The organism is Chryseobacterium ginsengisoli (assembly GCF_039542325.1).
Classification (GTDB): domain Bacteria; phylum Bacteroidota; class Bacteroidia; order Flavobacteriales; family Weeksellaceae; genus Chryseobacterium; species Chryseobacterium ginsengisoli.
On record NZ_BAABHX010000001.1, the window covers coordinates 1,004,799 to 1,031,047 of the forward strand.

Here is a 26,249-nt window from a genome sequence, read left to right on the forward strand (position 1 = left end):
ATCAAGGCGGATTGAAATATTAAAACCATTTAAGTTATTTAAAAACCTATTTTTGAGACTTGGATCTTAATCTAGGATTAATCCAAGAGCAATTTCTTAAAATAATACTGATAGGAACACGTATACTCTCACAACCTGTCGAGATGGTTTGGGTTGCGTAGTATGTTGCACCGTCAGTCAATACTGTTGTAGATGGCAACGCAATGGTTGTAGTCATATCTGCATACCATTTTATATTACTACCCGTGATGATTATATTTGCTAAAGTAGAATAATTGGTGGCACAGATATTTTGATTAGCAGCAGCAATTGGTATAGCAACTGGCGTTACAGTAATATTCTGCGTGTACGTAGACACATTGCCCGCTCCGTCTGTTGCCGTCCAAGTCCTTACCAGGGTGACTGGCGTTGCAGATGGCGTGTAGGCTGCAGGAGATTGTGAATAAGTAACTGTCGCAGTACCGCTACAATTATCAGTAGCTGTCAAAACTACTGGTACAGGAATATTATCACAAGTTACGGTGACATCTGCAGGCAGGATTGGTGCCGTATAGTCATAAGATATCTGTGATACATAAAAATCTGTATCGCCATTATATCTTGTAGTGGATGCCAAAACAAAACTATTGATAGGATTAGGAACATCTACGTTTACACCTGCTGTACGCATTCCATTAATATTACCAATTGAATAAGCAGCAGTTACACCTGTAATGGTAGGAGTTGTGCTCGGACTTGCATTAACCGTCGTATTTGGACCGGCAGATTTTAACGAAGTAATAGTGATCGGCTGTAAAGCACCATTATTATAAGCTCTTGCCTCAAATTTAGCTACCCCGTCAATATCATACAGAGAAAACTTCAGATTAAATACAGACTGGTCAAAATTAAATGTATAGCTTCTGATAGGATCAAACAAATTTTTGATTAACAAAAGTTTGGTATTACCATAAGCAGCAGGACCATTTGCGTCTGCCGTTGAAGGATATCCCGCAGCTGTAGCTCCCTGAATTGTTCCGGAACCTGCAGACTGACTGATTTTCACCCTTTCATTAACCAAAGCACCCGTTTCAATATTTTGATAAATCTGAGGTAAATTTGCTGTTGCAGTACTCACATTTCGGAAATCTATCTTCACATTTTTTGTTGTTGTACCAAGAGGCGAAACAAAAACCGGTGGTGTTGTATCCTGTTGAACTACATTAAAAGCAGCAGATTCTACACTTACACAAGAACCCGAAGAAGTAATTACCGTATAAGCACCTGTAGCTGTAGCGGTATAATTCTGATTGGTTTCTCCTGTTAGGATTGTACCATCCTTATACCACTGGTAAGCTGCTGCCGGTGTAGAAGTTAATATTACGCTTCCACCACCCGGGCAAATCGTAGATTCTCCCAATGTTGCGATAGAAGGTTTAGGCATTACCGTAATTGCCAGCGTACTTGCAGAACTCGTTCCGCATGATGTGGTTGCTGTAACACTTAAAGTTCCTGAAGGCGTTCCTTCCAGAAAATTAATGGTAATAGAATTAGTACCCTGTCCCGCTGTAAAACCAGCCCCAGATACAAAGTTTTCACTATATGACCATGTATAAGATGTTGCACCCGAAACTACAGGCACCGAATATACATATGATGCAGGAGGTAAAACACAACTGGATCCTGATATTGGACCTAAAGTTCCCGATCCTGCCGGAGCAGCATTGATCACAACATTAGCTGATGCATTGGAGACACAAGTCCCTAAAGTAACTGTAAATGTATGATTACCCATTGCAAGATTACTAAAAGTCGCCGTAGTACCTGTTCCGGTGATCGTTGCCCCACCATTAGTATCTGTAACCGTCCAGGTTCCCGAAGAAGGAAGCCCACTTAGTGCTACACTTCCGGTAGGAACAGCACATGTAGGCTGAGTTGTTGTATCAACAATCGGTGCGGTTGGTTTAACAGGTACAAGCGCCACATCGTCTACCGCAAAATCACCTCCCCAAGCTCCTAGTCCTAAATTTACCAAAGCAAGATCGACCGAAGTTTGAGTAGCAGTAAAATTAAGTACTATCTGTTTCCAAGCTGCCGGAGGATTTGCATTTGCAATTGGCGCAGATGGTGTACTGAACAATACAGCGCCTGTTGTAGGGTGCAAAACCTGTAGACTAATGTCTGGTCTTGTACTGGCATTGATATCTGCACTACGTACCCAAACTGAATAGTTATAAGCAACCCCTACTGTTAATCCCGTAATTCTTTTCTGATAAAATAATCTTGATTGTCCCGTAGAATTAACTGCCATCATTCGTCCACTTCCTGTGGTATGATCTGTAAATCCTGTGGTATAGATCACGCCATTACCATCAGTGATATCGCCTCCAATTAAATTGGTGTTTGTGATCAAACCATAATATCCGTATCCCATTGCAACAGCACCACTACCATTAAGTGTAGATGAGCCATTGTGTAGGCTGCTCGAAATTGTAGGAGATGCAAAATTGGCTGTCGTCCCAAAATTTTCTGTAAAGCCGGTTACACAATCTGTAGGCATTGCCGTGGCAACATCATTTACATTAGAATAAACCAAATGTGTTATTCCATTAGCTGTAACATTTACAGTAGCAGTTTTTGCAGCAATATCTGTAGTTGTCGTAGGATCAGTGAAAATACTTTGCAGTCTCCAACCTGTAGGCTCTGTATTTTCTGTTATCGTATAAGTTCCCGGTGATAATGACAATAAAACCGAATTGTCATTATGTGTACCTGTTGCTCTTATTCTTTCATCATCGATCCAGTTACCCGCTGCGGTTCTGCTGATGATACGGTTTGGTCTTACAGAGGTATTACCATTTTGTATATTAGTAATCCCGACACTGCTCCAAAAATGACTTCCCGGACCTCCGGTTAGGTTGTAACCATACATTCCGCCATCTTCAGTAGTCCAAGTAGGAGAAGAGGGTGTTCCACCCATTCTTTTGAAACCCGCCATTACTGTTCCGTCTTCGTTGATTGCCATGTCATCTGTATTGGAAGGAGTTCCAAGACTAATTGATGATGCTGCAGTTACATCACGGTAAAACATAGTAGATCCTGCAGTGGTACTATTACCTGTAACATAATACAGATTATTTGTTTTCGGAACAGCATCTACACGGTGAGAAGGAGTATTTGCAATTACCGTCCACACAGCAGGTAAAGTAGCTGTTGTACGTTGATAAATATTTCGTCCCTGCACGGAAGCATACTGTCTTCCTCCTGAACCTAATGGCAACCAGTTATCTGACACATCATATACGATACCTGATGGTAAATCACCAGTAATATCTGTGGTTGTACCATCTGCAGCAATAGAATATACACGCCCTGCGCCACTTGCAGCATTTGATGAATAAATTGCCGTACTTCCGTTTCCTCCATCAATTGCTCTTGGCGATCCTGCAGGAGTATTAATAGCAACCCAAGTTGCACTGTTTACATCTCTGTAATAAATTTTAAAATTATTAAAAGTAGCGTCACTTATCGGACGAGCCAATGCCCAAAGACGACCACTTTGTGAAGCTCCTAAATCTTCACTGCTTAAAAAATCTGTCTGATCATTTAACGTATAATTTTGACTCATCAAACCTCCTGCTACATTAAAAGTAAAATTAGGACTTGATTCTTCGTTTGTTGCCTGGTGATGCAAATAAACATAACCACAAGTTGGATTTGAAACTGTAACCGCTGCTGTTGAATTTGCAGTATTATAACAGTTAGCCACAGAATCAAAATAGAATGCATAATACGTTCCCACTCCTGCTGCTGCAGCTTGAGCCGGAGTTAAAACAGCTGTAGAACGATTGGCAGTTGTATACCATACTAAACTTGAAACTCCCGGTGGTGTCGCTGAAGTTGCCGTTGCTAAATTAACTGTTGATGATCCGCAAGGTATTGAAAGGCTCGAAGTTACAGGAACCTGTGCCGTTCCTGCGGTACAGGTAAATACTATTGATGTCGGACAAGCAGGATTAGGAGTAGAGGTAGTAGTTCCCGTTTCTGTGTATGGATAAGTACCACTGAAATTATAAATCCTATTGGTAGCATTTCCGCTATTATTATCCATAATGTTGTTTGTGAATGTTGCACCTGAAGATTCTACAGTAGCCACACCCGCAGGAGCTCCTACATTGGACTTAAATTTGTTATTACTGACATTTAGTGTTCCATTTTGAAAATAAATTGCACCGCCGCTGTAAGCTGTAAGCGCATGAAGATCGTAAAAGCTTGAGTTACTAACTGAACTATTCGTAACATTTTTTATATCTAGAGCACCACCCATAGAATTGCCATTATAAGTATTCCTCGCATCGGTGCTACAGAAAGCGCTATTATTTACAGACAGTGAGGAAATACCATAAACTTCGATAGCTGAGTGACCGTAACCTGAGGTTCCTAATTGTGTAAAAGTTGATCCATTTACTGTCACATTTCCTAAACCTGTACTTTTTACATATATAGGCGCTGCCATAAGTTTGAAAAGTGAATTTGTTACCGTAAGATTTGGTGTGTTAGTACTTCGATCTCCCATTCGTACCGCAAGAGTAGAACTAGAACTATCACTACTGCTTATAGTCATATCTGTAAGCCTGAGATTACCTCTAGTATTAAAATCAAATAGAAATGGTGAGTTAGCTTGTATAACTAATCCTTTAAATTCATTTGTGTTATTAGTAGTTGCAAAAAAAGGAGAGATTAAGCTGGAATCAGTTGTAAAACTTGTAAGATTGACCAAGGGAGCATAATCATTTGCAGCATTAAAAGTGGCATCAGATGGATTTGAAGGGTAGCCTCCCTGTACCAAAAGATCTCCGGTCGAGACAATATCTATCGAACTATACATTGTTGGGTAGTTTCCTGCACCCATATAGATGATTGTAGCGTCTGTATTTTGCATCGCCCGAGCTAATGTCGCATATGCATTTGTCCAGGACGTACCTGATAATCCGTTGTTTCCACCGGCTTTCACATAATAAGTAACAGCAGATGCCGAGGTGCTTAACAGTAAAAAAAACATTGTCATAAAAAAGAATGACAGTGATTTAGCTTTTAAGAATATTTGTAATTGTATTTTCATAATCTATAATTTGTCCCATACACGATTATTTTGGCAATAGAAATATCACCTGAAGATTTTCGTGAGTCCGGAATGTTTTAAGTTTAATTTGAAATATTTTGTGAAAGAAATTCTTAGAGTATTGAAATCAAGAAATTCACAATTTGTATACTTCAAACTTTATTTGATCTTGAACACAATATTCATAAAGGTTTTTTCTGTAACCACCGCTGAAGGTAAAACCTGATATGTCAAAATCCCTGTATCACTCAGAGTAATGGTATTCGGATCAAAAACCGTATTATCAAAATAGATTACAAAATACTCTAAAGCAGAAGCACCAAGAACCGGTAACGTCGTTGAGGTTGCACTTTTCAGTGAAGAACGTGTTGCTACTGTACCACTATCAGTCAAGCCGTATTCATTGCTGTACGCCGAATACAAATTGATGGTGAAAGTTCCACCACTGAAAGATGCATAAGAAGGAAGATTGGCATTTACCGTCGGCAAAACCATTGACGGCGCGTAGAAATAGTTGATCCCTGAAGCACCACCTCCACTGCTGACAGACTGCCAAAGTGCACCATCAAAATAGTAATATCCAACTGCCGTAATTTTTACTCTCTGGCTAAGTACATCACCACCCGAAACATCGGTAATGTAAACTAAGGCTCCTTTTTGATCGGTACCGTAGAGTGCATTTCCTTTGCTGGTTAGTTCTGCACGAGTAAGACGAGGTGCTTGTAAACCCGTGATGTCTGTAGGTAGGGAAATTCCACCACTATCTACCTTCCCTCTTATATCCATTGAGGATTTTGGTGATTCCGTGTTAATGCCAACTTGTGCTTTAAATACCGAAAAAGCCAGTAAAATAACCGCGGTAGTCAATAATTTTTTTGTCATTTTGTTATATTTTATTTTTAATTTTAATCTTAATCTGGAATTAGAGTGTATTAAACACCATAAATCTTTTTCCATTTTGCAATTGTATTTCTACTGATTTTATACTGATCGCTTAGTTCCATATTGGTCAAGCTGTTTTGTTTTTGATAATTCAGAAAAATCTTTATAGTCATTTCATCATAAGATTTGAGTTTCTGATTGTCAATAAAACCGTTATTTCCAAATAGTTCTCTCTCTACCTCAAATACATCATTTGCCATTTCGATATTTTTTATCTTCTTAAGTAAAGAATCAGAAACTGTATCCTCTTTTTTCTTATATTTTATGAGATCCAAATATATTTTGGTATAATTAGGCTTCATTTTATTCTGGTTTAATATTTTGTTTTCGCACCCATTTGTAAATTGTTGTTTTCGGTATATTATATTCATTAATAATTTCGCTTAATGTTTTTTGATTGGTGTTTACCAATTCTATAATATATTCTTTGATCTCTTTTGTATAAACATTTTTTCTGAACTGTATGTCATCATTATTTTTAAGACTTTTATTATTTTTGGTCTGAGTAATACTTGCAAAAAGCATAAGATGGGTAACGTAAGGTCTGAAAAAGTCATATTCAGCAAGCTTACTCCATTTCAGCAGAAGATCGGAGTCTAAACTTTTTTGTTCAAACATTCTGAAAACTTCACTTTCATCTAACTTAAAAAAATTACAAATTCTTGGTATAGTAATTTCTCTCTCTTCGGTTATTTCCTTAATAATATTTCCGATATGGATGTCTTTAACATTAATCTTCATTGTTAATTTGAACTGGTGAAAACTATTTTTTAATTTGAGGGCCTCCTAATTTTATTTGTAGAAGGCCACTTAAAAGCATATGTAATTTTGTGTTCTTTTTCTGTTAATGACCAAAACCAATCTATACAAATTATTGGTAGAGTCTAACAGTAATTATTTGACAAATTAACGTTGTTCTTTTGTCAATTATATTAGACTACACCTCCGAAATTACGAATTTTAGATATCTAAATAAATTCTTAAGTTGCTATATATTAGTTGTTTAAATTAAAATGTGACTTGATTTTAATTATAATGAGTATCATCGTATTCAAGTATGAATTTAATCCTCTTTTTCTATTTTCAAATCATAAATAAGCCTTTTTTTAAACTTAATTATGAATAAGGTCGGATTAAGAATTGTTAAATAGTTTTATAATTGCATTGTAATTTTTTTAGAAATAAATCAGAAATAATGACCGAGTCTTACTAAAAATTGTAGTAAAAAAATGATTTTTTTTAATTAAAGTTTAAACTAAACTATGAAAAAACATTGCGGTAGAATCTTCAATTTTTTTTCATTTTAAGATCATAAAAAAGATATATTTGTAAAAGAATATGTAAACTACCCTGAAAATGTATCCATTTAAAGATAGAGTTTTTGCTTTAAAAAACTTTAAATTTAAATATGAAAAAGAGTCAGTATTCAGAGAGTCAGGTTTTTGGAATTTTGAAAGAACAAGAACTTGGAAAGAGTGTGATAGAAATATGCCGTACTCATGGTATTACACAAGGCACTTTTTATCGTTGGAAGAGTAAATATTCGGGAATGGAAAGTTCGGATATTCAAAAAATGCGGGATCTGGAATCCGAAAATTCTAAACTTAAGAAACTTTATGCCGAAAGATGTTTAGAGATTGAAGCTTTAAAAGATGTTCTGTCAAAAAAGAGGTAAAGCCTTCTGGACAGCGTGAAATTGTCAACTTTATTCGTGAGAAATATAATTTAAGTGAAAGGAAAAGTTGTTTAACAATTGGCATCAGCAGGCGTAGCTATCGGTATAAAAGCATAAAAAATGACGATGAATTAATTGAGGCTTTAACAAGACTTTCGCAAGAGCATCCAGGTTATGGTTTTTGGAAGCTATACCATAAACTTAGGAATTTGGGATATATTTGGAATCATAAACGGGTTTATAGGGTTTATGTAGCCTTAAAAATGAGCATTCGCAGAAGGGTAAGAAAAAGACTTCCTACCAGGGTCAAAGAAAATGTCAGTATTCCACTGAAGCCTGATCAATGTTGGAGTATGGATTTTATGAGCGACAGTTTATATGATGGGAGAAGATTCAGAATATTAAATATTGCTGATGATTATAACCGGGAATTACTGTCTATGGAAATTGATACAAGTATCTGTTCTGCAAGAGTAGTGAGAGTTTTAGATCAGTTAAAACAACAAGGGCGTAAGCCTAAACGCATAAGAGTTGACAATGGCCCTGAGTTTATATCTAAAAATCTTCAGCTATGGGCTCAGGAAAATAAAATAGAGATCCATTATATACAACCTGGAAAACATACACAAAACAGCCTTATTGAAAGCCTGAATAAAAGCTGTAGAAATGAGCTTCTTAATATGTATGTCTTTAAAAATCTACAAGATGCCGAAGAAAAAGCAAATCAGTGGTGGATAGAATATAATTATGACAGACCGCACGAAGCATTAGGGAATATAAGCCCTAAAAAATATAAACAAAAAATGAAAGAATCTATCATTTAGAATGGTCACAAAATTGGTAGCTTACAATATAGCTATTTTGTAAACATTTTCAAACAACAAACCGGAATTACACCGTCGAAGTTTATTGATTATCTAAAGAAAGAAGAGTCAAAAAAAAATTAATTTTAAAAATATAAAATTTGAAAATAAAATTCTACTTTTTATTACTTGTAGCATTTTTTTTAAAAACGAATGCACAGCTGTACACTCCCGATACCATTGATAGTCTAATAACTAAAGCTTCTAAATTAACTGATAAAAATAAATCTATATTTATCATTTCAGAAATTTATAATCAATCTGATAAAATCAATTATGGTAAAGGCAAAATGAGATCTTTGTTTTATCTGATCTCAGATTATAATTACATGGGAAATGAAAAAAAAGCATTAGAACTTTCTAACAAACTTCTCGAAGTAGCACAAAAAGAAAAAAACCACTTGTATGAAGTTAGAGCACTAATCAAATTAGCAAATATTTATGCTCACTCTAATTTTTATAACAAAACAGAAGAAACTCTTGAGAAGGCATTATCTGCAAGTAAAAACCTTGAGGGTGATGATTATTATGTGGCAGTTGGCAATATTTATAGATGTAAATCAATATTTGAAGAGCTCAAAAATAATCTGCCACAGCAATTGATTTATGATAAAATAGCTTTACAGTACTGTTTAAAAATTAATAGTGAAAAAATAAAACAAAATGAGCTTGTTACTCAATATACTAATCTTGCATCCTCTTATTCAGACATCGAAAAAAGTGATTCTGCAATATACTATTCTAGGCAAGCTTTTATTATTTCTAAGAAAATTCACACTCCGGTCACAGAAGCAAATGCCTTATTTGGAATGGCACGAACCTATTATTCAGCCGACAAAAAAGATAGCGCCATCTATTATTATAAAAAAGTTTTACCTCTTCTGATCAAACTAAAAAATCCAACTAAATTGTTGATTCTTTACGAAAATATGTCGTTTATGTATGAAGAATTGGGTGATACCAAAAATTTTATGATTTACAACACTAAGGCATTAGAACAATTTAATAGTAATCAAGTAAATAAAAAAATTTTAATAGATAGTGTTTCAAACCAAATTTTATTGGATAAACAAAAAGAGCAGGATACTAAAGTTTACATTATTATTTCAGGTTTTGCAATTCTCATTATAATCATCATATTTTTCACAATAAAACTTCTCATCCGTTACAAAAAAATAAAAGAACTCAAAACAATCACAGAAATCGGATTGATTGAAAAATACGAAAAGCAGCTTCAGGAAAAATTAGAAATCAGAAATAGTGAAAAAGAAATAACTACAGTTTCTAATATTTCCGACGAGAAAGAAAACGAACTCATCAAGAAACTTAATAATTTTGAAAAAAGAGAGCAATATTTGTCTCAAGAAACCAGTTTAAGTTCTATTGCATCAGCCTTCAATACAAATGTCAATTACCTTTCAAAGATTATTAAAAAAAATAAAGACAACAACTTCAATGGCTACATTAATGAATTAAGGATTAATTACATTACACAAAAGCTCAAAACCAATCCGGAATATCTTACTTATAAAATCGCATATCTCGCCGAGGAATGCGGTTTCAGTTCATACGGTTATTTCGTTAATATCTTCAAGCAGCAAACCGGGATAACGCCCTCAAAATTTATTGATTACTTGAAAAAAAACAATAATAAAAATATGTAATTAGAGTATCTCATATAGGATATAGACTAATTTTTATGGTTAGAGCAGCAAAATTGTAATAGCCACTACTTGATCTAATTGTTTTGTGAGACTTTATTGTACAAAATATGGTTCAATTACAAATGTCGATACACCACCATTATTTTCATTATCATCTGAAATAAATATTTGACTAAAGAGTGTATAAATTTTGTCTCAAAAATAGTTTCAAGTTCAAACTGTCAGATCAAGTAGTGGCTATTACAATTAAACCGAATATACTTCATAATTTTATTTCCACTACCCTTTTCTGTATCAACTATGATTTCTTCAAAACCCAATTTCTTATATAAATGATAAGCAGCCAATTTATTAGCTGTTACTTCCAACAAAATTTCAATATCCTTAAATCTACTTTCAGCTTCGTTAATAACTGACTAAACCAATCCAAATCCAATATTCTTTCTCTGATAATTTTCCTTAACATACATTTGATAGATACTGCCCCATTGTAGCTTCTTATTTCACAAAAACACAAATTCCAATTAATTTAGTAGCATCGAAAACTCCAATTACAAATCTTTCCAACACTGGATTTTCAATCGTGTTTTCTAATCTAAATTTTTCAATTTTTAAAGATTCTTCGTAATCTGCTCCGAAAGACGGTGGAAATCTTTTCAAACTTTCTAAACGAATCATTCTATAGGCCTTGCTTTCGTGCGGTAAAAGCTCGCGATATTCAACTTTCACGGTGAGTTTTTTTTCAACTTAATCTAATATTTTCAAATGGATATGCGTAATGATATATTTCATTTTTTTGAGATTTGTAAAGATATTATAAAAATAAATTAGCTTACTTTCATAACTATTTTGAAAAACATTTTTTTTCATCTCATCAATAGATATAGTTTGTGAATTAATATTTGAAATCACTATCGATAATTTTTTTTAAATTCAGTATTATCCTTTATTATTTCTGAAAAATTAGGTACTGCAATAATCTTTTTCGAAATGATATTTTCAGTAAAAATAATTTCTGTTGAAAAATCAATCATTACTTAGTTTTTATATTCAAGTGAACATCATAATAAAAGTTAAAATCATGCTATAAAAGGCTCTATTCAATATAATACTAACAATTAAAATCAATTTCTTTTAAGATACTGTCCTATATTGCAATTTCAATTTTGGTATTCAAAAAAAAATCAGACAGACGTCATACTATTGATTTAGTTATCCATTTTTACTCATTATATTTACGCTAATTAGTACCAGCAAAAAATAAAAATAGAAAATCGCTTGTTTTCAATAAATTATGTGTACATTTGTAAAATAATCAGGCTCCTGCCGACGCTTATTCTGAAATTTTTGAACTTACAATTCCCTATCAGTCTTCGCTTTTACAGCCGCTAATTTTGTCATCAATTTAACAGGTGCAGTACCATTTCATCTTGAATATTTCAAGATTCTAAAAAATACCAACATCATTTCTTGTTTACAAATCGATTTATTACAGTTTTGACGTAATTATCAATCCCGTAATGGCAATAGCCAAAATAATTTATCAGTAAATACAACAATTTTATAATACAATACAATGCAACAAGGAACAGTAAAATTCTTTAACGAAACTAAAGGATTTGGTTTTATTACACCTTCGAATGGAGGTCCAGATGTCTTCGTACATACTTCAGGTTTAGTTAATGATATTCGTGAAAACGATGTCGTAACATTTGACGTACAAAACGGAGCAAAAGGCGTTAACGCAGTTAACGTAAAAATAGCTTAAATTAAAAACTGTTTTGATTTAATCATCACCACAGTTATGGCAACAGCCAAAAATTTATCAGTAAATACAACAATTTTATAATACAATACAATGCAACAAGGAACAGTAAAATTCTTTAACAATGCCAAAGGATTTGGTTTTATTACACCTTCAAATGGAGGTCCAGATGTTTTCGTACATACTTCGGGTTTAGTTAATGATATTCGTGAAAATGATGTCGTAACATATGACGTACAAAACGGTAACAAGGGCATCAACGCAGTTAACGTTAAAATAGCTTAAATTAAGAAGAAAGCTTATAATAGCTTTTTTCTCAATATAATAATTAGCAGAGAACTATAAACGTTCTCTGCTATTTTTTTACAATAAGGGAAAGCAATTTTATATTAAAATTTATATACTAAAGCATTGATATTCATACTGGCCCCAACTGAAGCAAATAATACGATATCATTCTCACAAATATCATGATCCTGAAGTTCGTTATTTAAAATCATTGAGAGTAAAGTTGGTATTGTTGCAACACTGCTATTCCCTAGTTTATTAATGGTCATAGGCATAATATCTTTAGGTATCGATGTATCGTATAATTTGTAAAAACGCTTTACAATTTCTTCATCCATTTTCTCATTAGCCTGGTGAATAATAATTTTGCTCAATTCGTTTATCTTATATCCGCTTTCGTCAAGACATTTTTTCATAGCTTCAGGTACATGCAAAAGAGCAAATTCATATATTTTTATTGGTATCAATTAAGTGAACAAGAAGAAAAACTATTAAAAAATAAGAATGAGATAAACAAAGTATATGATGTACTTTATGAATATTTATTGGATATCAGAAAGCAAATGCTTAATATACAAGACCCTGAAATTATAGAACAACTTAAGACAGAAACAAAAGGATCTTTTAATTTTTCAACTTTCTCTTGTAAATCTTTAACTTCAGCACGAATTTGTAAATACGATTCCTTGGAATGTTTATAGGAAAATTCTGCCATTTCAATAGATTGTTTATGATTTTCTCTATTTTCAATTAATAGAGTTTTAAACTGACTTACTACATTTGAAATCATCCACTTAAATCCAAAAATAACACAAATTGATAAAATAACATAAAAAGATATGTTTGGCAAGTTTTGTGAAAAATACTCAATTAATGCATCCATATTAGTATAAATTAAATTAATAAATTTTTTAATAAATAAAATTGTTTTATCGTTTTTTGAGATTATTATCTATAAACCTGGAAGATCGATAATAATAACAAACTTAAGTATATTAATCAAACTAGATTAGACGAAAAATAAACTAATTTCTAAATAATCCTATAATAAAGTTACGAGTAAATAAAAATTATATTAATTTGGAATAAGAAATTTACTTATGATTTTTGAATTTACTGCAAATCCAGGTTTTGATTTTATAACCATGTTCGGAAAACAAATCAACGCACCTGTAAAAGATAATTTTCTGGAAATTCCTAAAGAAATGGGCAAAGGCTATGTGCGGAAAATTGGCTTTGGAGATAATTTTAAATTAACTATCCATCGGTACACTCTAAATGACGATTTGATTATAAAACGGAATCCTGCGGAAAAGGCCAATAATGTACGCACTTTATTTTTTTACAACAGCAAAGAGGAACGTGAACTGCATTATAACGATGAGGAAAATATACCTTTTGCTCAAAAAAATGATGCCTTTATTTTATTGTCAACAAATGACATTAAATCCGAAATTCGTTTTCCTGCGGGCAGTAACATCCATTATATGGTGGTGGGAATAACTAATAGCAGATTAAAAAGCATTTTATCAATTGATAAACCCAATAATACGTTAGCAACAATTTCCGGAGAAAATGACTCTTTTCTTTTTTTTGAAAATTTTGATTCTGAAATGCAAATCATTCTCAAAAATATTGTGAATGTGGATTTAAACAATTCTTTAAACAATTTCTATATCCAAATCAAAGTATTGGAACTAATGTATTTGCTGTTCACAAAATTATCTTTGCGGGAAAATACTACTTATAAAAACATTAAAAGCAATGATGCTACAAGGCTTTTGCTTATCCGCAACGAAATTTTGGCTGATTTGAGCTCTCCACCTGTTCTCCAAGAATTGGCAAAAATTGCAATAATGAGCGAAACCAAACTGAAGCAACTCTTTAAGCAAACATTCGGAGATACCATTTACAACTTTTACCAAAAAGCCAGAATGGAGGAAGCAGCTTTTCTATTAAGGCAAGCGAAGCATTCTGTTTCTGAGGTAGGCTATGAATTGGGATTCTCAAACCTCAGTCACTTCAGCAGATTGTTTGAGAAACAATACGGACTTACTCCGAAAAAATACTCTTCTGTCTTATAATTTAATTGTAAAGAAATTTCTGTCGTATCGGACTATTTTTGAGTCTTTTCAGGCTATTTTATCATAACTGAAGCTTGTAAATTTGTGGTTATAAATAATATCATACAATGAAAAAGCTACTTACACCTTTTGAGAAAGGTACACTGAAATTTAAAAATCATCTGGTAATGGCACCGATGACCCGCAGCAGAGCGATTAACAATCTTCCAAACGAACTGATGGCGACTTACTACGCACAACGTTCGGGTGCCGGTTTGATTATTACTGAAGGTACATCTCCAAGCCCGGAAGGATTGGGATATCCGAGAATTCCGGGTATATACTCTGACGCCCAGATTCAGGGTTGGAAAAAAGTGACAGATGCAGTGCATCATAATCAGTCGAAAATTTTCTTACAACTTATGCATACAGGACGTATCGCTCATATCGCTAATTTGCCGGATGGATTACAGCCTGTTAGTCCTTCAGGTATAAAAGCAGCAGGAGAAATTTATACTGATTCACTTGGTATGCAGGAGCATTCTGTTCCGCAGGAACTCTCTCTAGAAGGGATCAATAAAATAATTAATGATTTTGTAACTGCTTCCAAAAATGCTGTCAGTGCTGGTTTTGATGGTATCGAGCTTCATGGTGCCAACGGATATCTATTGGAACAATTTTTAAATCCAAACGTAAACATAAGAGAAGATCAATACGGAGGAAATTATATCAACAGAAGTCGCCTGACCATTGAGATTGCAAGAGCAGTGGCAGAAGCTATAGGAAAAGATAAAGTGGGAATTCGCTTTTCGCCTTTTTCTCAATTGAGTGACCAGAAACCGTATGACGAAGCAGAAGTTCACAACACATATGCACATTTAAGCATCGAACTGAATAAAATAGGAATTGCTTACATCCATTTGTTATCCAGTCCGGATATAACTGAAAAAACATACCAGACAATTCGTGATGCTTTTAGCAATATACTTATATTTTCCAGCGGATTGACACCCGAAACTGCAGAAAAAAGATTGCAGGATAGTACTGCGGATCTGGTTGCTTTTGGGCGAAGCTTCCTCTCCAACCCGGATTTTGTAAAACGGATTGAAAACAACAGGAGCTTAAACGATGTTGATTACAATACATTGTACACGCCGGGAGAAACAGGTTACACTGATTATCCAGCAGACAGTTATATAAACTAAAACAGTTAGGATAAATTTTAAATAATTTAAAGATGAAAGCAATTCAATATAAAGATTATGGAAGTTCTGATGTCATCGAAGTTGTAGAAATTGATATACCAACTATCCGAAATGATAATGATGTTTTAATCAAGATAAAGGCAATTGGTGTCAATCCAGTCGATGTGAAAATACGGACGGGTTTAATGAAAAATATCCGACCAGTAACAATGCCATTTATTCCTGGCGGTGAAGCTTCGGGAATCATTTCAGAGATAGGTGCAAACGTTTCAAAATATAAAGTCGGCGATGAAGTGATTGCGCTTACCAAAACAAACGGTTACGCAGAATACATTACTCTAAGTGAAGATTCACTGGTGCTGAAACCCAACACGCTAACCTTTCAAGAAGCTGCATCAATTGGAGTGAATATCGGCACCGCACAATCTGTTCTATTTACAAAAGGTAAACTCCAGAAAGGCGATAAAATATTGATTCAAGGCGCTGCGGGAGCAGTTGGCGGAACGATGGTTCAGATGGCAAAGGAAGCAGGTGCTTTTGTTTATGCCACTGCATCTGGCACAGGCCTAGAATTGGCAAAAAGTCTTGGTGCAGACGAAGTTTTCGACTACAAATTACAAGATATTGGCGATATTCTTAAAAATATTGATTTGGTTGTCGACACTGCTGGTGGCGAAAGTCAGTCGAACCTTTTTAAAGTTTTAAAACAAAACGGAAAATTATTAAGTATTGTAACTCCTCCATCAAAGGAGCTTGCAGAAAAGTTTAAAGTTGAAGCTCACTTTGTTGCTTCTGATATTTCTCCTCAAACTATACAAAATGGTATTGATTTAATTAGAAAGGGTAAACTAAAACCAATTGTTTCTAAAACATTTGTTTTAGAAGAGGCTGCCAAAGCACAGGACTTTTTAATGGGGGGTGGAGTGAACGGAAAAATTGTTTTGATGGTAAACTAATTGTTTGAATTAAAAAAAATTTTATGCATTTAGCGCATTGAGCTAGATGTGAGTAAAGAAGAAATAAGGCAAAGACTTTCCTTAGTTGACGCCTTATTTCTTTTTAACGAGTTGATATTTAAAATCTTATGGTTTTTAAAAATTACAATACCCTTCTTGTATATTTACGACGTTACATGATTAATACAAGCAAGTTCCGGAGTTCTACGACTTCATCTAAAAAAAGAAACGTTATAAATTTACAAAATGACAGATTTCACAATAAGCGGACAAAGTCATATCATTGATGATGTCATTGAGCATTTAAAAAATGGTTCTTTCGGTTTTGTCACCCCCCAAAGCTGGAACTACGAAATAGGAGATCAAAATAAAATCATTACACTAAAAAATGGTGCTGAAGTAAAACCCGATGATCTTTTTTGGTTTAAGTATTTGATAAAGGATTAAATTTTATATTTTTATAAAAAAATTATGGAAGAAATTTACTTATCCAAAATCAGAGAATTAAAAGCAGCGATGTATCCCGAAAACAGATATCTGCAAAATAAAGTTTGTGTACATCTTGCAGGTCTGTCTAAAAACAAAAATAAGCAGGTAGCCGAAACTGCAAAAGAATTACTTTCACAAGCAGAATTATTGGAAGAACCTTATAGTTTTGAGAAACAATTGGTAAGACCCCAAAATATTTCAAAATTATTCGATTTATATGATGAAACAATTCTATTGATTGAAAGTAATTTTGGATAAAAATCAAAATAATTTTATGAAGAGTAAGATTTATTAATCATTTAAGCTCGGTTTTGGCTATATTCTTTCAGCGTTAGTTTTTACGCAAATGTTTCGAATTATGTGTCAAATTGTCATTAAATCATTCCACTTCAGATCCCCAAAGCTGACATAAAACTCTATTAATTGATTGGATTAAAATTTGCTTTTATATCTTTATGTGTGGGACACTCCATCGATAGGCTTAATAACTTCAGTGTTATAACTAGGCTAATGCCCTTTAAAAGGCTAAGCATCGACCCTTTCGTCATTTCCAGGTCAACCTAGATGTCCAAGAACCTCTCATAGGTGTTGGTCTAATCGAACACACCAGAGAAATGTCAAAAAAACATAGAAAAGCTCAAAAAGCACAGAGCTTATTCTCTACAATTGTAGAAAGTTGTATAAGGCTTGCAGTCTTAATTAAGTTGGTCTTGGAAATCCTTAATTAACAGAAGGGGGCGAGTGTCGCCTCTTTTTTATTTCAATATTTGCTATTCTACCACTATAAATCTTTATTATTATTTTCCATTTAGATAATAGTTTTATATTAGTAAAGAATCTAAAATACAGTTTTTTATTTTTTAATTGCCATTTTTTTTATTTCTTCATCCGTATGATTATCAAGTATTTTAGCATACCTATAAAATGTTGCTCTTGTCAAGCCTAGTGGTTCATAAATTTCTTTAGGAGCTAAAGTCGGATTCTTATATATAGACCTCATAACTAATAATTTAGAAATTGTTTCTTTGGCATATCCCTTTGGTCTCCCTCCCAATCTACCTCTTGATCTCGCAGCTTGTAAACCTGCATTGGTTCTTTCCCTTATTAATTCCCTCTCATATTCAGATAAGGAAGCCATTAAATTTAAGAAAAGTCGCCCATTAATAGTTGAAGTATCTACACCATCTACAAGACCTTTTATTATAATACCTTTGTCACTTAAACTTAACACAAGATCAATAATATTTTTTAAGCTTCTCCCCAACCGGTCCAATCTCCAAACATATAATTCATCACCTTCTCGAAACTGCTCGATCATCTTATCAAGCTCTGGTCGATTTTTTGTTGTACCGGAAATTTTCTCCTGGTAAATTTTCTCACATCCAGCTTTTTCTAAAGCTTCAATTTGTAAATCCAAATTTTGGTCTTTGGTTGAAACTCGGGCATATCCTATTTTCATATTTTGTTACATTAAACTCATACTCTATAAATTTATGAAACTTTGTTTAATGATATGAGATTTTGAGAAAAGAAAAAGAAAAAAGAAAGTAATCGGTCTTAATCAATTATAAAATCTCATAATACTGCCTTTAAAAACTACTATAGCTATACTTTCAGATTCAAAAAAAAATTTCAATGATATTCTAGTAGACTTTAAAAAATAAAAAATATCTAAATAATTCCACGTGAAAGAGTAACGTGGAATTATTAGTTTTACTGAATATTCCCTAAATCAATTAAATCTTTATCTCCCGATCTTCCTGGTCTGTAATAGGCTGTACCTTTTAACTCCGCCGGAATTTTATACACTAAATTGGTTGTTTTTGTTGTTAAAGGATTTATCTGGTCAAGCATCAATCCCCATCCTTCCAACATAACTGTTTCAGATTTATCGAACGTGTAATCTTTACCGTTGTAGTTTATCAAAATTTCCCCGTCCATAAGCATTCTGCTTTCATTGCTGTTATTTTTGAAAGAGGTATTGATGATAAGATATCGTGTTCCTGCTTCTGGTTTTAAATCTGCTAATTCATTTCCTGTATTTACGCTGTTTTCAACACTAACTTTATTCACCGTAACATCAAAATAATCCGTAGCGAGAGTTTCTCCAACTTTTCTGTAATTTGCTTCAGCTTCTGTACTTACTGTAGCTGCAGAAGTTCCTGCCTTGGAGCTTCCTGTTTTTTCTTTTTTGTCGTCCATACTGCCCATTGCAATAATTAAGAAAAATGTAATTGATCCTAATGAGACAAGATGTTTAATGTTTTTTTTCATTTGTTAAAATTTTAAATTATATGTTATTGATTGTTTAAAAAGAAGCAGAGGCATAATACTGCCAATGATATAAAATACAAGATCAAGAGCATCAAAAGTACCCTGAATAAAGCCTGCAAATTGCCCTAATTCTGAACAGACAGCAATTAATGGAATAATACCTATCCAGAACAGATTTGTCATTGAAATGAAACCTTTCCAGATTCCGAGCATCAGGCAAACATAAGAGAATACCCATAAACTATCGGGGAATGAAAATAAAAGCCAATCCGGAAGTTTGGAAGAGATCGTAATTGTAAAGTTTCTGATATCAGTTTCAACCCAATTTAATCCAAGAAAGTTACTCCAAGAAAAAACTTTGAGGCTTGATGATCTGAACAGGATGTAAATCAGAGTTCCCAGACACAGACTTAAAAAACTACAGGTAAAAAATTTATTAAACTTCATCAGATTACGAAATAAGAATTATTTGTTCTGATGTCCTTACGGATTTCCGTAGAATGGAATAAAAGATAAAATAATTTAGTTGTTTCATACAGATTTGAATTTTGAAATGAGAAAGGGTGTGAATTAACTTACATCCTTTGCTCAGGTCACTGGTATAACCCACTAAAGAAATGAAGCAAAACACACCCCATGCAGGGCGTCTCTTACATTTCATTTTTCTTTAGTTAAAATATTACCAGTATTTGAGCAAAGAAAACGAATTGCAAAACGCAATATCTATATGTTATTTACAACCTTATTTTGATCTTATAATTTTTTGATTTTTGTTGATTACACAAATGTATAAAATATCTTACAATTCCTGAATAGATTTAATTGAGTCCTCTGTGTTTGATTCTGTTTGACTTTTAATGTACCTATCGTGCAATATTAATACTTGAGCATTTGAAAATTGTTTTCCTGTTGCTGTTTTAAATCCATTCTCATTAAGTCTGTCTGCAATCTTTTGAAAGCTCATCCCATTTTCCCGGAGAGGAATAATAAGAGCCGTTGCCATTTTGTTGTTGGGATTATCTTTAGCTTTCCTAATTAAAGCTTCTGTACCTAATTTTCTTGCTTCATTGTTGAGGTTAGAAGGGTTTCCCAACGTAACTCCTTTAGATCGTAGCTCTGCTAAAGCTGCCTTAGTTCTTTGGGAAGTACGTTCTCGCTCGTCTTGTGCCAGAACTGCCATAATTCCGATGGTTACATCTGTAGCTTCCGGCATATCACAGCAAACAAACCTCACTTTACTATCTTTTAATAAATAGATAAACCCAACATTTCTGCTGAGTCTATCTAATTTTCCGATAAGTAATATTGCATTTTCCCTCTTGCAATGTTCTAAAGCTTTTAAAAGTTCTGGACGGTCATCTTTCTTACCGGATTCAACCTCTTCATATTCTTTAATGAGAATATCGTCTTCTTTAAGAAAGTTTTTAATCATCGCTTTTTGAGCCAACTGACCAAGACCCGAATTGTTTTGATGTTTTGTACTTACCCTGATATATCCTATGTATTTACTCATATTTTTATTTTGCAAAGTTCCTTAAACGGTCGTTTAAGAAGTTTAGCGTCTAAAGCCCGGAACTTATTTTCTTAATTTTTATTGTTAATGATTGACATAAGCTCCTCATTTGTCAGATGATCTAAATTCATGATATTTTTATTTGTAGTATAATTATTTTGTCCGTAACCTCTATGCCTACCTTTTGTTTTAAGATAGAAAATAGTTGCGGTAGTATTATATTCACCTATCTGCTGAAATAAAGATGTTTCTGCGAAATCCAGAGAGATCTCTTTAATTTCTTCATACGCCTCTCTAAACTGTAAGTCTGATTTTAGCCAATTGTAAAAAGTTTGTCGATTTACATTAGCCATTTTACAGGCAGAACTCACTACAGCCAAAGATTTTTCCAATGCTTTTAAAAGTATTTTCTTTTTAAACTTCGTAGAAAGTCTATTCTGTTTAATCATTTCTCCCTTTTTATATGTCTAATTTTGTCTAAACTAAGTAGCTAAAATTTTAAAAATCAAAAACTTATTAACTTAATTAAATTTCATGACGATTGATTAAATCAGTATTTATATCAAGAATATCAAAGGGATGTGTGTGATATTTGTAATTTTCCCAATAAAAACACCGGAAAATCATCCCTCCGAACTCTTCTAATTCCCCGAAAAACCGAATATGCCTCACTATAGAGAGAAATTTTTCATCATTACCAAAATCTTTTCTCAGAGTATAATGATGCGGATTTTCCGGTAAAGTTTTAGCAAAAATGAATTTTGCCTGCTCTAAAGTCTCACCTATATACTCATCTGTCAAATTATCGTGTCCGGCTTCTTTGTATGGATCGTACTTCCAGAGTCTTCGCTGTAAGTCCATATTAACCGGCTTAGGATATTCTACAACACTAATATTATTTTCTTGTAAAAAACCAGCGAATATGTGTCTGTAATCAAATTCATTCTCGTTTCCATAGCCCAATAAAACAATTTTAGATTTGTTATGCTTTAGTTTTAACTCTTCTAACTGCTCCAGTATTCTAGTTATCCCTTTTTTCTCTAATATCTGCCTGTACAAAAGATAACAGGAAAGATAATCATTAGCCTGTTTATGGTATCTCATACGGTAGGTACTAAAACCTCTCAGAGGCTCTACCTCCTCTTTGTGCTTAATATCCCCAAGAACTTTCCCCGAAACACTTACCAAAACAAAATCCTGATTCCTTAATTCTTCTATTTTGTCAAAACTTGCAGTATAAACCTGTAAATCAATTTCTTTCATACTTAAATTTACGAAAATTCCCTCTAAAAACAAAACATAAAACACTGATTAAATGTTAGTTATTTGTTTTTTTCAATTTTAAAAACTTATTTCTGAACTAAAACTGATCTGCTTACCTTTTCCTGTCTCTTTCTTTCTTTCTTTCTTTCTTTCTTTCTTTCTTTCTTTCTTTCTTTCTTTCCCTTTCTTTCATTTGTCCCACATTTCCAACTAATAGAATTGATAGAAATTAAGGGACATTCATTAAGGAAGTAAATTTTTCAGCGAAAGCATTCGTAATTTCATTAAAGATTGAAAAATCTCCTATTGTTTGTAATTCATCTTTAAATCGTTGCTGTTCTTTTCTGACGGCTGCTCTACTGACATAATCTAATCTATCGGCTTGATAGGCAGAACTTAAAATTGCGTAAATTTTATGTATTTCCTCCTTTGATAATTTTTCATGATTTACAACAGGTATTTTAACAACGGCATCCCACTCTTTCATTAACATTTTATAAATTTGATTGATGTTTTCAATTTTACATAAATCTTCTGCTGTTTTAATTCCATTAGGAAAGTGCTTCTTCCTAAACATCATTTCGATTCTTAAATGGTTACCTTCTAAGATATTATGTCGTGTTTCAATTTTTTCTACATGTGCCTTATCATAAAATTTTAACTCATAGTCACAATGATAAAACTTTACACCAGTTAGCTTAGTTCTTCTAAACTCTTGCTTACCAGAAGATTTTTTATGAGATTGCAATTTCAACAAAACTTTTTCAGTTTTCATATAAGTTTGAACAGTTAGCCCAAACTCAAAACTTTTTACTATCAATTCTGCCTTAGTACAATTAATTTTATTACATATCTCTAAAATGGTTTGCTTAAATTCTAAATAATTCAAATCAAAAGCATTATGCCCATAAATTATTTGTGAGACAGAATTTGAAATACCCAACCCTATTTCTGTTAATCTAAATCTCATTTTTTTATAATAAGTTTCGTAATATACTCTTCCGTCCATCTTATTATAATCTAACTTAAGATTACCAATAGTAATACTTTCATCATTTCCAAAATGAGAAATGTTAATCGGAATAAAAAAATTAATCTTATCAAACATTTTTCCAAACGTTTCAATGATTAATCTTCTCTCCAATTAGCTTTTTTCAGTGCGGCTTTTACATCTGCCAAATTGTACAGTACACGTCCTGCTACTGTGATTTCAGGAATAATGCCTCTTTCTACATTCTTTCGAAGCGTAGGAAGAGATATTTTAAGCATTTTAGCTATCTCATTACGGGTTAAGTAGGTGTTCTGTTCATAAATACCTAGGTCTTTCTTAAACTCGGATAATAAGATATTGACACCGTTTAGAATTTCGATTTTTAAATCTTCAGGAGTCGTGTTGTGTAATTGTGTAATATTGTTCGTTCCCATTACTTTAATTCTTTAATGGGACAAAGATTGATAATAGTTTGTACGGTGAAAATTCTACTTTGTACGGTAGGGGAAGTTCGAGTTAAACAATGATAAGATTAATAAAATTTCTTTACTTCTATTTCATGCTTCTCTCCAGATGATAATTTAAATTTACTATGATATTTAATACCTAACTTAAATTCTTTATTGAGAAATTTTACAAAGTCGGACAATAAAATATTAGGTACTAATAGTTTTTTATTTAGATCAGTACAATTTTTATCGATGGTATAAATAGCATTAGCTCTTGCTTGGAACCCTCTATCTCTTGGATTTTCATCTTTATCAAAAGAATTTAAAGCTACTAATATATTCCTAAAACTCGAAAAACTTTCTCCATTTCTAAATATCTCCGGGTAAGGGTTATCAATAATAGAATTTGTATTTGATTTGTGAAAAATCTTACTGATCCAATCTTTTAATAATAAACGACATTGATAAAGACCTTCCAAGACTTTCCATTCAATAAGAACTTGTACGTCTTCTATATCTGGAATAGATAATCTTTCATCTATTTCCTCACGAACTTCGGACATCATAAAATCTATAAAAGTTTCTGTATCTGTACCTTCTTTATAATCAAAATAAAATTTGGATGGTAAAACCTCTGTAATTCCGCCGAAGGATAAATTTACTTCCTTATAAGATTTCTTTAAATAATCCATCAAATCATCCTTATTAATAGCATTTTCTGAGTAATTTTCTATCTCATCGTTTAAAATTTCTAATTCGAGAGCTATTGTAAAATCAATCTCTTTTTTGTAATCATTAAAAATTTGAAATTTAGACTCTTCTGCCATAGTGATAATAGTATCTCCCATAATAGTTGTAGTCTCAATTTTATACAATTTTAACATTATTTAACAATTCTTAATTTCACTTCCTCAAAATTATTTTCCTCCGCTTGCTTTTTCCAAAAATTTTTCATTTGCTCGGCATGCTCTTTAGGGGTAGTCTGAATATAACCCATAAATTCTTTTTCAGATTGATGTCCAGTAATCGCCATAATGGTGTGAGTCGGAAGTTTTCCAAAATGATTTGTAGCAAAGCTTCTACGACAAATATGTGAACTGATTAATTCATATTTTGGAAACTCACCCTCTTCTTTTCTCTTAGTTTCTGGATTAATCCTTGATCCGTTTACTAAATATGTTAATCCTACTTCTTCTCCAACTTCTTTCACATATTTATTAAATTTTTGATCCGATAAAGATGTTGGGAAATTACCATCCCACTTTTTAAGAATTTCAATAACATGGTCATGAAGAGGAATCGCAACATCCATTCCAGTTTTACTTGTTGTGATCTCTATATAACCATCTTTTATATCGGAAGCTTTAATATTTTTAAAATCCCTAATCCTCTGACCTGTCCAAAGTCCAATAATAAGCAAATCTCTTACTCGACTTAATCTTTCATTATTAGAAAAATCATGCTTAAAGATTTTATTTATCTCGTGCTCAGTCAAATAAATTGCTTTAGTTTTACTGCTAGTTCTGAAAAATTCTTGATGATTTATTTCTTCATGAACCGGTAGTCCTTCCAACATTGCTTGTCTTGCAATTGCTTTTACATTTTTTATGTAATTTCCTACAGTCTTTAAATCTAATTTTTGTTCTTTACTTAGAAAGTCCATAAATTCTCTATGAAAGCTGAGATTAAGATCTTTGTATTTTAGCTTTATATTTTTGTATTTTTCAAACGCTAAAATTTCAGTAAGAGTTGCCTTATAAGCTTTAATTGTTTCTACCGAAACTGGCTTATTAGTTTTCTTACGGATTCTGGTAGGAGCTTTTTCTATAAATTGTTCAATATAGGGAACAAAAAATATTCTATTATCAGCTCCATCATTTAAAGGTCTATTAAAGCATTTAATAAGATTATTTTCCAACCAGGTCTTGTCAATTATATCTCCATCAATCTGGGAATGATTAAAATTTTCAATAATAAAATCTCTCAGTTTTTTGAGACTGTTATTTAGTTTTTCATACCGCATATTGTTTGAGTTTTCTAAATCGCTGGTAATTGGGTTTTGTTCTACAATATTTTTCATTGATTGTCTAGCATTACTCCAATGCTTAGGATCAATATGAAAACCTGTAGGAGCAACCAAATCTATTTGCCTTCCAGCTCTAAACCTGATATATAAACTTGCTGGATTTTTTGTGCTTTTAAGTAAGTATCGAATTGAAGCCAAATGAATAATTTTTTTTATATTTTAAAGATACAAAAAATTCCCCACATTTTCCCCACAATAGCTTAATTATTCTTAATCTTTCTTAATCTTATTTTGTTAAATTAAAAATAAATACCTGTAAATGAAAAAGATACAATTAATTAGGAGATCATAAAATTAAAGGGTTATACGCCCTGTGGGTCTACCATTTTAAAATTAACCACTTGAAAAATCAAGTGGTTTTTATTTTTATAGTCACAAGCTTATTTCAATGGTTATTGTAATATTGTATCAATTTATTTTGAACAGAATCCGATATTTTCATCCCAAAGGAAAAGAGTTGAAAAACTATGAAAAAGAGACTTCAAAAGCCAAACTTAAAATTCGGAAAAGTAACAAATAAATAAAAAGAGGCAAAATACTCTCAAAATGGGATTTAATTAAAAATAATACCATTGCTCTTAATGATAACATAAAAAAGCCTCGAAGTATCTAAAATACCCAAGGCTTTTATTATGAAATATATTAAAAAAAATTGAAGAGAA

25 protein-coding genes and 1 pseudogene are annotated in these 26,249 nt (G+C 32.6%); 9 read left to right on the forward strand and 17 right to left on the reverse strand.

Annotation, left to right across the window (positions count from 1 at the left end; translation table 11 throughout):
* Positions 1–46: 46 nt before the first annotated feature.
* The 4 genes from ABD940_RS04770 to ABD940_RS04785 all read right to left on the reverse strand — a co-directional run bounded on the left by ABD940_RS04770 (position 47) and on the right by ABD940_RS04785 (position 6,784).
* Positions 47–5,101: a hypothetical protein gene (locus ABD940_RS04770; protein WP_345200647.1), complete on the reverse strand. Its 5,055-nt coding sequence runs from the start codon at positions 5,099–5,101 to the stop codon at positions 47–49.
* 159 nt (positions 5,102–5,260) lie between these two features.
* On the reverse strand, positions 5,261–5,983 hold the full coding sequence (locus ABD940_RS04775; protein ID WP_345200648.1) for a hypothetical protein: 723 nt from the start codon (positions 5,981–5,983) through the stop codon (positions 5,261–5,263).
* 50 nt (positions 5,984–6,033) lie between these two features.
* Positions 6,034–6,345 (reverse strand): helix-turn-helix domain-containing protein, encoded by a 312-nt coding sequence (locus ABD940_RS04780; RefSeq protein WP_345200649.1) that lies wholly within the window; start codon positions 6,343–6,345, stop codon positions 6,034–6,036.
* Between the two features lies 1 nt (position 6,346).
* Positions 6,347–6,784: a transposase gene (locus ABD940_RS04785; RefSeq protein ID WP_345200650.1), complete on the reverse strand. Its 438-nt coding sequence runs from the start codon at positions 6,782–6,784 to the stop codon at positions 6,347–6,349.
* A 667-nt stretch (positions 6,785–7,451) separates the two neighbouring features.
* Here ABD940_RS04785 and ABD940_RS04790 point away from each other — a divergent pair.
* Positions 7,452–8,542, forward strand: a protein-coding gene (locus tag ABD940_RS04790) for an IS3 family transposase (protein WP_345200651.1) whose coding sequence is annotated in 2 segments (ribosomal slippage) — positions 7,452–7,713 and positions 7,713–8,542 — 1,092 coding nt in all. Because the reading frame shifts where the segments join, the coding sequence is not laid out codon by codon here.
* Between the two features lie 140 nt (positions 8,543–8,682).
* Entirely contained in the window at positions 8,683–10,245 is a 1,563-nt protein-coding gene (locus ABD940_RS04795) for a helix-turn-helix domain-containing protein (protein WP_345200652.1), read from the forward strand.
* A gap of 498 nt (positions 10,246–10,743) precedes the next feature.
* Here the strand turns inward: ABD940_RS04795 and ABD940_RS04800 are convergent, their stop codons facing one another.
* Entirely contained in the window at positions 10,744–10,974 is a 231-nt protein-coding gene (locus tag ABD940_RS04800; protein WP_345200653.1) for a hypothetical protein, read from the reverse strand.
* A gap of 847 nt (positions 10,975–11,821) precedes the next feature.
* On the opposite strand from ABD940_RS04800, the gene ABD940_RS04805 reads away from it, so the two are divergent.
* Together ABD940_RS04805 and ABD940_RS04810 are read left to right on the forward strand one after the other, a co-directional pair.
* Positions 11,822–12,013 (forward strand): cold-shock protein, encoded by a 192-nt coding sequence (locus ABD940_RS04805; RefSeq protein WP_066757643.1) that lies wholly within the window; start codon positions 11,822–11,824, stop codon positions 12,011–12,013.
* Between the two features lie 90 nt (positions 12,014–12,103).
* Positions 12,104–12,295 carry a cold-shock protein gene (locus ABD940_RS04810; protein WP_345200654.1) on the forward strand — a complete coding sequence of 64 codons (192 nt, stop codon included), beginning with the start codon at positions 12,104–12,106 and terminating at the stop codon, positions 12,293–12,295.
* Between the two features lie 104 nt (positions 12,296–12,399).
* Here ABD940_RS04810 and ABD940_RS04815 read toward each other — a convergent pair.
* Together ABD940_RS04815 and ABD940_RS04820 are read right to left on the reverse strand one after the other, a co-directional pair.
* A pseudogene (locus ABD940_RS04815) lies at positions 12,400–12,753 on the reverse strand (3-oxoacyl-[acyl-carrier-protein] synthase III C-terminal domain-containing protein); the annotation flags it as partial.
* Positions 12,754–12,830: 77 nt separating this feature from the next.
* Entirely contained in the window at positions 12,831–13,181 is a 351-nt protein-coding gene (locus ABD940_RS04820; protein WP_345200656.1) for a hypothetical protein, read from the reverse strand.
* 217 nt (positions 13,182–13,398) lie between these two features.
* Here ABD940_RS04820 and ABD940_RS04825 point away from each other — a divergent pair, with 217 nt between their 5' ends.
* From ABD940_RS04825 to ABD940_RS04845, 5 genes are all read left to right on the forward strand, one after another.
* Positions 13,399–14,382, forward strand: coding sequence for a helix-turn-helix domain-containing protein (locus ABD940_RS04825; protein ID WP_345200657.1), 984 nt, complete (start codon positions 13,399–13,401; stop codon positions 14,380–14,382).
* A gap of 107 nt (positions 14,383–14,489) precedes the next feature.
* Positions 14,490–15,566, forward strand: coding sequence for an alkene reductase (locus ABD940_RS04830; protein WP_345200658.1), 1,077 nt, complete (start codon positions 14,490–14,492; stop codon positions 15,564–15,566).
* Between the two features lie 32 nt (positions 15,567–15,598).
* Complete coding sequence (locus ABD940_RS04835) at positions 15,599–16,522, forward strand: NADP-dependent oxidoreductase (RefSeq protein ID WP_345200659.1); 924 nt, start codon at positions 15,599–15,601, stop codon at positions 16,520–16,522.
* Positions 16,523–16,768: 246 nt separating this feature from the next.
* Positions 16,769–16,969 carry a hypothetical protein gene (locus ABD940_RS04840; protein ID WP_345200660.1) on the forward strand — a complete coding sequence of 67 codons (201 nt, stop codon included), beginning with the start codon at positions 16,769–16,771 and terminating at the stop codon, positions 16,967–16,969.
* Positions 16,970–16,993: 24 nt separating this feature from the next.
* Positions 16,994–17,269, forward strand: coding sequence for a hypothetical protein (locus tag ABD940_RS04845; RefSeq protein ID WP_345200662.1), 276 nt, complete (start codon positions 16,994–16,996; stop codon positions 17,267–17,269).
* Between the two features lie 595 nt (positions 17,270–17,864).
* Here ABD940_RS04845 and ABD940_RS04850 read toward each other — a convergent pair.
* The 10 genes from ABD940_RS04850 to ABD940_RS04895 form a co-directional block, all read right to left on the reverse strand.
* On the reverse strand, positions 17,865–18,470 hold the full coding sequence (locus tag ABD940_RS04850) for a recombinase family protein (RefSeq protein ID WP_345200663.1): 606 nt from the start codon (positions 18,468–18,470) through the stop codon (positions 17,865–17,867).
* A 254-nt stretch (positions 18,471–18,724) separates the two neighbouring features.
* Positions 18,725–19,285: a DUF4352 domain-containing protein gene (locus ABD940_RS04855; protein ID WP_345200664.1), complete on the reverse strand. Its 561-nt coding sequence runs from the start codon at positions 19,283–19,285 to the stop codon at positions 18,725–18,727.
* A 3-nt stretch (positions 19,286–19,288) separates the two neighbouring features.
* The gene (locus ABD940_RS04860) at positions 19,289–19,732 is read right to left on the reverse strand and encodes a hypothetical protein (RefSeq protein ID WP_345200665.1); all 444 of its coding nucleotides are present in this window, start codon (positions 19,730–19,732) and stop codon (positions 19,289–19,291) included.
* A gap of 352 nt (positions 19,733–20,084) precedes the next feature.
* A complete protein-coding gene (locus ABD940_RS04865; RefSeq protein ID WP_345200667.1) occupies positions 20,085–20,798 on the reverse strand; it encodes a recombinase family protein in 714 nt (237 codons plus the stop codon).
* Positions 20,799–20,869: 71 nt separating this feature from the next.
* On the reverse strand, positions 20,870–21,247 hold the full coding sequence (locus tag ABD940_RS04870; protein WP_345200668.1) for a helix-turn-helix domain-containing protein: 378 nt from the start codon (positions 21,245–21,247) through the stop codon (positions 20,870–20,872).
* A gap of 76 nt (positions 21,248–21,323) precedes the next feature.
* Positions 21,324–22,061 (reverse strand): hypothetical protein, encoded by a 738-nt coding sequence (locus ABD940_RS04875; protein ID WP_345200670.1) that lies wholly within the window; start codon positions 22,059–22,061, stop codon positions 21,324–21,326.
* A gap of 229 nt (positions 22,062–22,290) precedes the next feature.
* Positions 22,291–23,205: a hypothetical protein gene (locus ABD940_RS04880; protein ID WP_345200671.1), complete on the reverse strand. Its 915-nt coding sequence runs from the start codon at positions 23,203–23,205 to the stop codon at positions 22,291–22,293.
* On the reverse strand, positions 23,190–23,486 hold the full coding sequence (locus tag ABD940_RS04885) for a helix-turn-helix domain-containing protein (protein ID WP_345200672.1): 297 nt from the start codon (positions 23,484–23,486) through the stop codon (positions 23,190–23,192). The genes ABD940_RS04880 and ABD940_RS04885 overlap by 16 nt, the downstream gene beginning before the upstream one ends.
* A gap of 98 nt (positions 23,487–23,584) precedes the next feature.
* Positions 23,585–24,349: a hypothetical protein gene (locus ABD940_RS04890; RefSeq protein ID WP_345200673.1), complete on the reverse strand. Its 765-nt coding sequence runs from the start codon at positions 24,347–24,349 to the stop codon at positions 23,585–23,587.
* Positions 24,350–24,384: 35 nt separating this feature from the next.
* On the reverse strand, positions 24,385–25,725 hold the full coding sequence (locus ABD940_RS04895; protein WP_345200674.1) for a tyrosine-type recombinase/integrase: 1,341 nt from the start codon (positions 25,723–25,725) through the stop codon (positions 24,385–24,387).
* Positions 25,726–26,249 lie beyond the last annotated feature (524 nt).

Bases quoted from the DNA above. Each gene is read 5' to 3' on its own strand.
- ABD940_RS04770 (WP_345200647.1), bottom strand. From the start codon at position 5,101: ATGAAAATACAATTACAAATATTCTTAAAAGCTAAATCACTGTCATTC.
- ABD940_RS04775 (WP_345200648.1), bottom strand. From the start codon at position 5,983: ATGACAAAAAAATTATTGACTACCGCGGTTATTTTACTGGCTTTTTCG.
- ABD940_RS04780 (WP_345200649.1), bottom strand. From the start codon at position 6,345: ATGAAGCCTAATTATACCAAAATATATTTGGATCTCATAAAATATAAG.
- ABD940_RS04785 (WP_345200650.1), bottom strand. From the start codon at position 6,784: ATGAAGATTAATGTTAAAGACATCCATATCGGAAATATTATTAAGGAA.
- ABD940_RS04805 (WP_066757643.1), top strand. From the start codon at position 11,822: ATGCAACAAGGAACAGTAAAATTCTTTAACGAAACTAAAGGATTTGGT.
- ABD940_RS04810 (WP_345200654.1), top strand. From the start codon at position 12,104: ATGCAACAAGGAACAGTAAAATTCTTTAACAATGCCAAAGGATTTGGT.
- ABD940_RS04820 (WP_345200656.1), bottom strand. From the start codon at position 13,181: ATGGATGCATTAATTGAGTATTTTTCACAAAACTTGCCAAACATATCT.
- ABD940_RS04825 (WP_345200657.1), top strand. From the start codon at position 13,399: ATGATTTTTGAATTTACTGCAAATCCAGGTTTTGATTTTATAACCATG.
- ABD940_RS04830 (WP_345200658.1), top strand. From the start codon at position 14,490: ATGAAAAAGCTACTTACACCTTTTGAGAAAGGTACACTGAAATTTAAA.
- ABD940_RS04835 (WP_345200659.1), top strand. From the start codon at position 15,599: ATGAAAGCAATTCAATATAAAGATTATGGAAGTTCTGATGTCATCGAA.
- ABD940_RS04840 (WP_345200660.1), top strand. From the start codon at position 16,769: ATGACAGATTTCACAATAAGCGGACAAAGTCATATCATTGATGATGTC.
- ABD940_RS04845 (WP_345200662.1), top strand. From the start codon at position 16,994: ATGGAAGAAATTTACTTATCCAAAATCAGAGAATTAAAAGCAGCGATG.
- ABD940_RS04850 (WP_345200663.1), bottom strand. From the start codon at position 18,470: ATGAAAATAGGATATGCCCGAGTTTCAACCAAAGACCAAAATTTGGAT.
- ABD940_RS04855 (WP_345200664.1), bottom strand. From the start codon at position 19,285: ATGAAAAAAAACATTAAACATCTTGTCTCATTAGGATCAATTACATTT.
- ABD940_RS04860 (WP_345200665.1), bottom strand. From the start codon at position 19,732: ATGAAGTTTAATAAATTTTTTACCTGTAGTTTTTTAAGTCTGTGTCTG.
- ABD940_RS04865 (WP_345200667.1), bottom strand. From the start codon at position 20,798: ATGAGTAAATACATAGGATATATCAGGGTAAGTACAAAACATCAAAAC.
- ABD940_RS04870 (WP_345200668.1), bottom strand. From the start codon at position 21,247: ATGATTAAACAGAATAGACTTTCTACGAAGTTTAAAAAGAAAATACTT.
- ABD940_RS04875 (WP_345200670.1), bottom strand. From the start codon at position 22,061: ATGAAAGAAATTGATTTACAGGTTTATACTGCAAGTTTTGACAAAATA.
- ABD940_RS04885 (WP_345200672.1), bottom strand. From the start codon at position 23,486: ATGGGAACGAACAATATTACACAATTACACAACACGACTCCTGAAGAT.
- ABD940_RS04890 (WP_345200673.1), bottom strand. From the start codon at position 24,349: ATGGGAGATACTATTATCACTATGGCAGAAGAGTCTAAATTTCAAATT.